The sequence below is a fragment of the Iodobacter sp. genome, from assembly GCF_025352645.1.
GTDB lineage: Bacteria > Pseudomonadota > Gammaproteobacteria > Burkholderiales > Chitinibacteraceae > Iodobacter.
Map to the genome: position 1 here is coordinate 1 of NZ_JANXSO010000176.1, position 2105 is coordinate 2105.

The window sequence follows — 2105 nt, forward strand, 5'->3', positions numbered from 1 at the left end:
AGACATCACCGAGTACATCGCTGGCTTTTACAACTGTGTGCGTTTGCACTCGGCCAGGGGCAATTTACCGCCAATGATTTATGAACGAGAAATGGCAGTAAAAACACCGATCGTGGTGTCTGAAAATACTTGACCACTACAGGCATCAAAGAAACCCCGCCCGCTTGTTCCTCGCTTCGGCGTGTTTCAAGGGGACTCTAAAGCCCTGTGCTAAGAGCGCGGTCATTTGGGTTTTTTTGTTGTTTGCTAAAAAAATTTACTCAGCGTTCATGCGGTTTATCCGCCCTACGAAGTATCAATTGAATAAACAAAACACCCTGATAAGGACTATTTTATGAATCCAGCAATGTGGATCAGCAAGACCGGTATTCAGGCGCAAGACGCTAAGCTTAATGCGATTGCTAATAACTTAGCCAACGTGAACACCGTTGGTTTTAAGCGCGACCGTATGGTGTTTGAAGATTTGTTTTATCAGGTAGAGCGCCAGCCTGGCGCTAAGGTTGATCAGAACAACGCCGCGCCTTCGGGCGTGCAGCTGGGCAACGGTACTCGCCTAGCGGGTACGCAAAAAGTGTTTACTACCGGCTCGGTAATGACTTCTAGCCAGCCGCTAGATGTAGCCATTATGGGCAGCGGTTTTTTACAAGTAGAAATGGCCAATGGCGAAACCGGCTATACCCGCGCAGGCCAGCTGCAGCTTAATTCTGAAGGCCGAATTGTCAACGCGCAGGGCGTGCCGCTCTCGCCAGAAATCACTGTTCCTAAAGAAGCCACATCGGTGACGATTGCAGAAAATGGCTTGGTTTCGGTCACGGTGGCGGGTAGTAATGCACCGCAAGAAGTGGGCCAAATTACCTTGGCAAACTTTGTAAATCCAACGGGTTTACTGGCCTTGGGCAGCAATTTATTTCAAGAAACCGCAGCCAGCGGCGCACCAACTTTAGGCAATCCAGGTGAAAGTTCGCTTGGCAAGCTAAAGCAAGGCTCCTTGGAAGGCTCCAATGTGCAAGTGGTTGAAGAAATGGTTGATATGATTTCGGCACAGCGCACTTACGAGATGAATACCAAGGTGCTTTCTGCTGCCGACAATATGATGCAATACCTAGCGCAGTCTGTGAGATGAAATCAGTCTTTTTGATGTTGCTGGTCAGTCTGTTGAGCGCTTGTGTAAGCAACCCTTTGGCCGAAGCGCCAGAGCAAGATCCACCAGTGCCGGTGATTATTCCTCCAGCGGCCAAGGCTAAATCGGGCGGGGTGTTTACTGCTGACACGGCCAGCTCTTGGTTGGCGGATAGCCGCGCGTTTCGCGCAGGGGATCTGCTCACCGTGGTCTTGCAAGAAACCACGCAGGCAAGCAAAAAAGCCGGTACCAATTTTGATAAAAGCAGTGGTGTAGATATCAAGCCGACTATCTTGGGCGCATCCAGTTACGCCACCAATGTGGGCGTGCAAGCTAAGCGCGATTTTGCTGGCTCGTCTTCTAGTACTCAGCAAAATATGCTGAGCGGCGCTATTACCGTGGTGGTAGAGAAAGTGCTGCCCAATGGTTTGTTGCTGATCCGTGGTGAAAAACAACTCTCGCTGAATCAAGGAGAAGAAGCGATTCGTTTGGTGGGCTATGTGCGCAGCGACGATATCGACAGCGACAACCGTGTGATGTCGCCCCGCGTCGCCAATGCCAGAATCAGCTATTCAGGCAAGGGCGCATTAAATGATGTGAATACCGCAGGCTGGCTGACTCGTTTATTTAACAGCCCGTGGATGCCGTTTTGATTTTGTAGGGTGTTATGCAAGAAAACCCAAATCTTGAAACACGGAGGGCACAGAGAACACGGAGTTTCACGGAGAAAAACAGAGGATAAGAGTTGTTTTAATAGGCTTTAAGTATTTTCAAACTCAGAAATCTGAATCTTTATCTCGGCTAGTTGCATAGGGCTTAAATCCCCCCTTGAAGCACGCCGAAACGAGGAATAAGCGGATCGGGGTTTCGGAAAAGGGGTAGCGAGGCAGCGAGCGAGCAGCCTTTTTCGCCGAGCCGATTATCCGCAGTGAGGGGATTTCGTGCTGGTTGGGGCGGCCTTCTTTTGGTTCTTTTCTTGGCCGTT

General features: G+C 50.0%; 3 protein-coding genes. 2 read left to right on the forward strand and 1 reads right to left on the reverse strand.

The genetic code is table 11. The features are described from left to right. The first annotated feature begins 334 nt into the window (after positions 1–334). Entirely contained in the window at positions 335–1123 is a 789-nt protein-coding gene (flgG, locus tag Q0R17_RS19615; protein WP_293938171.1) for a flagellar basal-body rod protein FlgG, read from the forward strand. Beyond that, a complete protein-coding gene (flgH, locus tag Q0R17_RS19620) occupies positions 1120–1773 on the forward strand; it encodes a flagellar basal body L-ring protein FlgH (protein WP_293938173.1) in 654 nt (217 codons plus the stop codon). The genes flgG and flgH overlap by 4 nt, the downstream gene beginning before the upstream one ends. A 123-nt stretch (positions 1774–1896) precedes the next feature. Here flgH and Q0R17_RS19625 read toward each other — a convergent pair. After that, a partial coding sequence (locus Q0R17_RS19625; RefSeq protein WP_293938175.1) for a hypothetical protein occupies positions 1897–2105 on the reverse strand: 209 nt, incomplete at its 5' end.